We start from the raw sequence: 6,919 nt of genomic DNA, 5'->3' as shown, positions 1-6,919 counted from the left end.
AAAGAAAGGCGCTCATTAGAGCGCCTTTTTTGTGTCTTGCGTTTATGTTTTGAGAGGGAGTCGCCCCCATCAAAAACACGGCGTAAACCCGTCCATGGGGCCTCTGCCACAGCATCCATGCTGTGGAAGGTTTCTGATGGGGGCGTCTTCCTCTCTTATAAACGCTGACGTGTACCATGAGGTAGTGCAGCGTGAATCCATCCATGGAGCCTCCGCAGCAGCATCCATGCTGCTGAGGGTTTCACATGGGCTTCCACTACCGCCTCTGTCACCAAACCAGACTGTTTATTGATAGAGTAGAAGGAACCGCGTAACCCCATCCATGGGGCCTTGGCTACAGCATCCATGCTGTAGAGAGTTTCCGAGGCGCACAAAGCCCTTCCTTAACAGACGATTAAGGCTCACCGTTGAATATTAATAATAGTCGGCAGTAGAAGCCCACGTGAGCTTCTACTACCGCCTCTTTCAACCGACCAGACTGTTTGTCGGAAAAGTAAAAGGTTCGGAGAGAATCCATCCATGGTGCCTCTGCCACGGCATTCATTTTCTGGATAGTTACCTAGACGCAGTAAACCTTACTCAACAATGGAAAGCTTGATACGAAACCTAATGTGAACTCAGAAGGTTGGCTCACTTTGTCCATAACATTCTGAACCCATCTCTTATTACTAAGTCTACTGCTTAGTTTTTATTTGCTAGCAAAGGCTAACTTTGCTGTGCTTTACTTTAAATTACATAGACCGCTGCAAGTGCTTTGGTTTAACTGTTTCGATTTAGCAGGGGCGGTGGCTTACATAAAAACAAAGGTATTTGGCATAGTGAATAGCTTATAAATGTTATAGTGTAACAATAGTGTGTGATGATAGATGTAGACAGTATTTGGTTTAATTGGGTACACGTTAATCAAGTGCGTAAGTATCAGTACAAAAGAGAAATAATAATGATTAATAGAAGGCAGTTTTTTAAAGGGGCGGGTACCTTGGCATTTGCTGGGTTGGCATCAAGTGCGCTGGGTAAGGCGAGTGCGGGTGTGTTAACACCAACAACCAAAGGTTATGGGCCACTGGTGCCTGATCCTAAGAAACTTCTCGATTTACCTCAGGGTTTTAGTTACCAGGTTATTTCTGAACTGGGTGACGCCATGAGTGATGGGTTGCATGTTCCCGATCGTGCTGATGGTATGGGGTGCTTCGCGCTAGGTAATAATAAGGTTGCCTTAATACGTAATCATGAATTACAGGCCGCTCACTTATCTATTCAGCCGGAATCTATTCAAGCTCATACTACTGATTTAGCTTACGATAAATTTGAAAACGGTGTTGCGCTACCAGGTGGCACCACAACGCTGGTTTATAATCTTGATACCAAGGTTGTTGAAAAAGAGTTTGTTAGCTTAGTCGGTACTATTCGTAATTGTGCTGGTGGCATTACGCCTTGGGGTACGTGGTTAACTTGCGAGGAATCCGTTGATAAGCCTAACGGTGTTATTGCTAAAGAGCACGGTTATATCTTTGAAGTACCTGCTGATGCCGATAAGTTAGTTGCAGCTAAACCGCTTAAAGAAATGGGGCGATTTAACCATGAAGCGGCCTGCGTAGATCCAGAAACCGGTATTGTTTACTTAACGGAAGACAGAGGCGATAGCTTGTTTTACCGCTTTATTCCTAATGTTAAAGGGCAACTAGATAAAGGCGGTAAGTTGCAGGCTTTGCGTATACAAGATGTGCCTCAGTTCGATTCTCGTAATTGGGATAAAGCGCGTATGAATCTTGGGGAATGGTTAAATGTAGATTGGGTTGATTTACATACGCCAGAAAGCCCTAACGATGACTTGCGCGTTCAAGGTTACCAAGCAGGGGCAACACTGTTTGCTCGTGGTGAAGGTCTGCATTGGGGTAACAATGAGCTTTATTTTTGTTGTACCAACGGCGGAGCTAAGCAATTAGGTCAGATAATGCGTTATCAGCCACAAAGCTCTCAATCACAAAGCTCTCAACTACAAGGCGCTAAAGCCGATTCTGCTTCAAAGCCTGAGGCTTTAGGTGGCAGGTTGCAATTATTCGTTGAAAGTGATGATGCTAGCTTATTTAACTTTGGCGATAATCTAACAGTTAGCCCTAATGGCCATTTAATTGTATGTGAAGATCAGTACACCGATTTAGTAGATAACCACCTACGAGGTGTAACGCCAGAGGGTGATATTTATAACGTTGCTAAGCTTCACGCGCAAACTGAGCTTGCCGGCGCTTGCTTCACGAACGATGGCAGCGTGTTATTCGTGAATATGTATTCTCCTAGTAAGACATTGGCTATTACAGGCCCTTGGATGGCGCTCTAACCAGCATTCTAATTGATTAATTCATCGGCTATGTGTTTTCATTTCTCTTTGCTCGATTGTTCACTTCATTGTGAACCGAGTAAAGAGAAGTCGATAAAGAGCATTGCCGCTTTCTAGTTAATAAGCTCGTATGCTCGCCTTAATAAAATGTTATTACAGGCAAACAACTTTAATCATTACTAATCTACCGAACCATAAGTCTAAGCCCCATTACTCTAATCTGCTTATCAAATTAGAGGCTAATCACCCCCCAGTTTTAGCAATCTAAAATCTCAATCATTTTTCTATTCTTTAGTCACATCTATAAATTCAATTAACTTAATCAGTTTATGTCATTTTAATAGTTTCCGTAGAACGGTAATAATCCTCGCATCTAACAAGGAGAGCAGTTGTGAGCACAATTCTAAGAAAACTTACACCGCACAAATTCGTTGCTAAACCAGCGCAATCGGTTTGCAACTATGCGAATAACTATTATGGCGACCAAATTTGTGTCGCTCAGAAAAACCCGACCACTAAAACTCGTATTTCAGGAGCAGCATAAATGAAACGATCGTTTACCCGTAGTATTATAAGTTGTGTAACCGTAGGTATGTTAAGCATGGGCTTAAGTGCTCAAGCAGATACCCTTACTCGTCAAAACGGCGCACCAGTTGGAGACAATCAAAACTCTCAAACTGCTGGCCCATGGGGTCCTGTGCTTTTACAAGACTCTCACCTAATTGAAAAGCTAGCGGCATTTGACCGTGAGCGTATTCCAGAGCGTGTAGTTCACGCCCGTGGTGTTGGTATTCATGGTTACTATGAAAACTACGAAGATTTATCTGATGATACCGTAGCTGCACCTTTCCAAGGTAAAGGCAAGAAAACGGAAGTGTTTGCACGTTTTTCATCGGTAGTACACGGTCACCTTTCGCCTGAAACGCTTCGCGACCCCCGTGGTTTCGCTGTGAAGTTTTACACCGAGCAAGGAAACTGGGATTTAGTTGGTAACAATTTCCCTGTGTTCTTTATCCGTGATGCAATTAAATTCCCAGATATGGTTCACGCATTTAAACCATCTCCGGTAACGAACAAGCAAGATGCAAAGCGTGTATTCGACTTCTTCTCGCATGTTCCAGAATCTACACACACATTAACCATGTTGTTCTCTGACTATGGTACGCCTGCAAGCTACCTAAATATGGATGGTTCAGGTGTTCACGCTTTCAAATTTGTTGACGATGAAGGCAACGTTAAATACGTAAAATTCACGTGGAAAGCGAACCAACCTATTAAAAACTTCACTGCTGAAGAAGCAATGAAACAACAAGGTATGGATTTCCAGCCACACACCACTGACGTTTACACTCGCATTGGTGAGAAAGGCGAAACCGCTTCATGGGATTTGTATTTACAAGAACTTGAGCCTGAGCAGTTGGACGACTTTGATTTCAACCCGTTAGATACGACTAAGATCTGGCCTGAGAAATTAGTGTCTTCACGTAAAATTGGTCGTATGGTGCTAAACCGTGTACCTGACAACTTCTTTGAAGAAACTGAGCAAGCTGCATTTGCACCAAGCAACTTAATTCCTGGTATCGAGCCGTCAGAAGACAGAATGCTACAAGGTCGTTTGTTCTCGTATGCTGATACCCAGCGCTACCGTTTAGGTGTTAACGCTTACCGTATTCCAATTAATGCGCCTAAAAATGTTGAGATTAACAACCACGAGCAACATGGTCAGCTTCGTACTACATCATCTAACCGTGATGTTAACTACCAGCCTAGCCGTCGCTTAGACTTGAATGAAGATCCAGCATACCGTTACTCAAGCAAACCGCTTGCAGGTATGACACAGCAAATTCCTTTCTACAAGGAACAGAACTTCAAACAAGCGGGTGAGTTTTACCGCAACCTTGATAAACAAGGCCGTAAGAACTTAATCAACAACATGGGTGGTGCATTGGCATCGGTACCTGAAGAAGAGATTCGCGTTATCATCAGTGCTTTCATGTACAACGCTGATAAAGAATATGGTACTGGCGTCGCTAAGCTAGCCAAGGTTTCTATCTCGCAAGTACGTGCAGAAGCAAAAGCCTTAATGGACGAGCAAGCAGCCCGCGCTGCAAAAGCTAAGAAAGTAGCGGAAAGCTTAACTGCTCTTATGCAATAAGTAACACTAACTACGAACTCGCCCTACCGATTTAGGTAGGGCAGTTTTAGTTATCAAAAATTATCAAAGACTTCGTTTGAACAACCCGATTTACCTAGTAGCCTTTTATCATATCAACTACTCATATCTATCATTACCAACGTCAACAATAGGAGCCCCACAATGCACATCGTTAAACGCACACTACTGGTTTTTACTTTACTGCTGAGTGTGAGCCTATGTCATGCACAAACTAGTGTTGATGACCTTAAAGCACGCTATTTCGACGCTGCCCGCGAGGGAAATGTTGAATTGCTTCAAGCCTTTTATCAGGCGGGTCTTGATGGGAACGTAGCTGATGAGAAAGGTTATACCGCCCTTATTTTAGCGGCTTACCATGGTCATAATGATGCGGTTTCATATTTACTTGGCAAAGACAGTATTAATGCATGCCAAGAAGATAATAAAGGTAATACTGCATTAATGGGCGCTATCTTCAAAGGGCATTTGAGTGTGGCAAGAAAACTCATGTTTGCCGAGTGCAATATTGATGAAACCAACTCTCAGGGGCAAACTGCTTTAATGTTTGCCAGTTTGTTCGACAGGCAGTCTTTAGTGAGTGAGCTAATTGAGAAAGGCGCTAACCCACAGCATAAAGATTTAGCAGGTAACTCAGTAGCGGATATTGCATTGTCGCAAGGCAATTACAATTTGGCCAAATCGCTGAATGAGTCAAACGCTAAGTTGGAAGAGCAGGTAAATGAATAATGGAATATGTTGGAAAATAAATAAGCCAATCAACAGGCAATACGAATAAATCAGATGGGGCTTATGCCCCTTTTTTTGTAGTACGCCCACGACAGTAGTTAAGGTGTCAGTTGCATCCAATACTGAAAGTGCTTCTGTAAGCTGATCGCCAATGTATGCGTCAGCAAGAGTGTGTGCCGCTGGGCTTGCGAGCATGGCCGCAGCTAAGGTCGATAGGGCAAACTTTTTCATTATTCTCTCCAATATTAAGCTGCGTTAGTGTGGATATAAACCGTAATAAAGACTGTCATCTTCTTCAGGTATCCTTTTGCAGCAAGGTGCGCCCTTATAATGTCCGTTTGTTTTTTGTTCGAACATAGGGGTTTCACCCTATATGTGCGAGCCGTTGAATTCAGTGATGGTTACTTAGTGCCAATAAGTGCAAAACGGATTTTAAGATTCAGGCTATATAGCGGGTTTTAGACTATCTTCAAAATACATGATCTCGGTAGGCGCAGTTTTCTTGCGTAGTTTCTTGTACAGCTCTCTCGCGGGAGGCATCTTATGAGACATTTTTTCAGGAGCGTTATTAATAATGAAGTTTGACTCTATAAAATCTAGGCTAGTGTTAATGACACTGGTCTGCGTTATCGGAATGGGAATGCTGGTTGTCAGCCAACACTATTTCACGCAGCGGCTGATTGAATTAAATCAGCAGCGGGATTTATTGCTTCGAATGGGGCAAGATTTACTGCAAATGCGGCGTCATGAAAAAGATTTCCTCATGCGCCATGAGCAAGAATACTTTCAATTATTTGTTGAGCGCTCAGAGAGTTTTAGTGCACGCTTAGACCAGCTTTCGCCACTAATCAGCGATTACGAAATACCAATGTCGCAGGTAGGAAGCTTGGAAGAAGGATTGGAAAAGTATCATCAATTATTTCAACAACTGGTTGGGTTACAAACAAAGTTGGGTCTTACGCCGACCTCTGGATTACTTGGGCAAATGGTTGAAATTGAAAGCAGGCTGTTGAATCAAGCATACTTTGCCGAAGGCTCAAACGCCTTAGTTCAATTAGATGAAATAAGACTAGCCATTCGAGACTTCCAGTTAACTAATAATAACTCTTATGCCTCAAATGCGCTGCAAAACATAGAACGTTTAACCGAAGACTATAAGGCTGCAGGCCATAGCGGGGTTGAATATGAGCAGGTTGAAATGCGCCTCGGATTTTATCGCGAGGTGTTAACTTCACTCACTATTGCACAACAAGACTTAGGTCTTTCACATAATGAAGGTTTGATGGGCCGTTTTCGTCAGCAGGCACATTACGTTGAGCAGCAATTGACACATATCGACCAAGCGTTGCAGCCTGTTATTCAACATCAAGAACACAAGGTGAAAGTGTACAGTATTAGTATTGCTGTGCTGACCTCGGTGTTATTAATTCTGTTGTTGGTGAAGAGCTTTGCCACATTTCATCGTGCTTTTTCTAATTTTGTGATGTTTTTCTACCGGTGTAAGCGCCAATATCAGCGAATGGATCCGAGGAAACTCGGTTTTGCTGAGTTCAAATCGTTGGCTGAACTTGCCAATGAAATGGTAGAGTCTCGTCAAGCAATTGAAGAACGACTCGCTGTTGTGGAAGCAGAACTAGCTCAACAGCAGAGAAAATCAAAGACACGTTGAAGGTAGGTGA

The 6,919-nt window shown here is 43.1% G+C and carries 8 protein-coding genes; 5 read left to right on the top strand and 3 right to left on the bottom strand.

Annotated features, from left to right (window positions below; genetic code table 11):
* Window positions 1-155: 155 nt before the first annotated feature.
* Window positions 156-374: a hypothetical protein gene (locus Q4561_RS14560; protein ID WP_303461497.1), complete on the bottom strand. Its 219-nt coding sequence runs from the start codon at window positions 372-374 to the stop codon at window positions 156-158.
* Window positions 375-394: 20 nt separating this feature from the next.
* Window positions 395-517, bottom strand: coding sequence for a hypothetical protein (locus Q4561_RS14555; RefSeq protein ID WP_303461495.1), 123 nt, complete (start codon window positions 515-517; stop codon window positions 395-397).
* Between the two features lie 423 nt (window positions 518-940).
* Between Q4561_RS14555 and Q4561_RS14550 the strand changes: the two genes are divergently transcribed.
* The 4 genes from Q4561_RS14550 (at window position 941) to Q4561_RS14535 (ending at window position 5,240) form a co-directional block, all read left to right on the top strand.
* Complete coding sequence (locus Q4561_RS14550; protein ID WP_303461493.1) at window positions 941-2,338, top strand: alkaline phosphatase PhoX; 1,398 nt, start codon at window positions 941-943, stop codon at window positions 2,336-2,338.
* Window positions 2,339-2,729: 391 nt separating this feature from the next.
* Window positions 2,730-2,882, top strand: a complete 153-nt coding sequence (locus Q4561_RS14545) for a hypothetical protein (protein WP_303461491.1) — start codon at window positions 2,730-2,732, stop codon at window positions 2,880-2,882.
* Window positions 2,883-2,930: 48 nt separating this feature from the next.
* A complete protein-coding gene (locus Q4561_RS14540) occupies window positions 2,931-4,493 on the top strand; it encodes a catalase (RefSeq protein WP_303461509.1) in 1,563 nt (520 codons plus the stop codon).
* A gap of 162 nt (window positions 4,494-4,655) precedes the next feature.
* Window positions 4,656-5,240: an ankyrin repeat domain-containing protein gene (locus tag Q4561_RS14535; protein ID WP_303461489.1), complete on the top strand. Its 585-nt coding sequence runs from the start codon at window positions 4,656-4,658 to the stop codon at window positions 5,238-5,240.
* Here the strand turns inward: Q4561_RS14535 and Q4561_RS14530 are convergent.
* Window positions 5,205-5,471: a hypothetical protein gene (locus tag Q4561_RS14530; protein ID WP_303461487.1), complete on the bottom strand. Its 267-nt coding sequence runs from the start codon at window positions 5,469-5,471 to the stop codon at window positions 5,205-5,207. The genes Q4561_RS14535 and Q4561_RS14530 overlap by 36 nt on opposite strands.
* Before the next feature lie 343 nt (window positions 5,472-5,814).
* Between Q4561_RS14530 and Q4561_RS14525 the strand changes: the two genes are divergently transcribed.
* Window positions 5,815-6,909, top strand: coding sequence for a chemotaxis protein (locus Q4561_RS14525; protein ID WP_303461485.1), 1,095 nt, complete (start codon window positions 5,815-5,817; stop codon window positions 6,907-6,909).
* Window positions 6,910-6,919 lie beyond the last annotated feature (10 nt).

The sequence above is a fragment of the Alteromonas sp. 1_MG-2023 genome (assembly GCF_030547075.1).
GTDB lineage: Bacteria > Pseudomonadota > Gammaproteobacteria > Enterobacterales > Alteromonadaceae > Alteromonas.
The sequence above is the reverse complement of the archived record's forward strand: the minus strand, read 5'-3'. Positions and strand labels throughout refer to the sequence as shown.

Bases quoted from the DNA above. Each gene is read 5' to 3' on its own strand.
- Q4561_RS14555 (WP_303461495.1), bottom strand. From the start codon at position 517: ATGGATTCTCTCCGAACCTTTTACTTTTCCGACAAACAGTCTGGTCGG.
- Q4561_RS14550 (WP_303461493.1), top strand. From the start codon at position 941: ATGATTAATAGAAGGCAGTTTTTTAAAGGGGCGGGTACCTTGGCATTT.
- Q4561_RS14540 (WP_303461509.1), top strand. From the start codon at position 2,931: ATGTTAAGCATGGGCTTAAGTGCTCAAGCAGATACCCTTACTCGTCAA.
- Q4561_RS14535 (WP_303461489.1), top strand. From the start codon at position 4,656: ATGCACATCGTTAAACGCACACTACTGGTTTTTACTTTACTGCTGAGT.
- Q4561_RS14530 (WP_303461487.1), bottom strand. From the start codon at position 5,471: ATGAAAAAGTTTGCCCTATCGACCTTAGCTGCGGCCATGCTCGCAAGC.
- Q4561_RS14525 (WP_303461485.1), top strand. From the start codon at position 5,815: ATGAAGTTTGACTCTATAAAATCTAGGCTAGTGTTAATGACACTGGTC.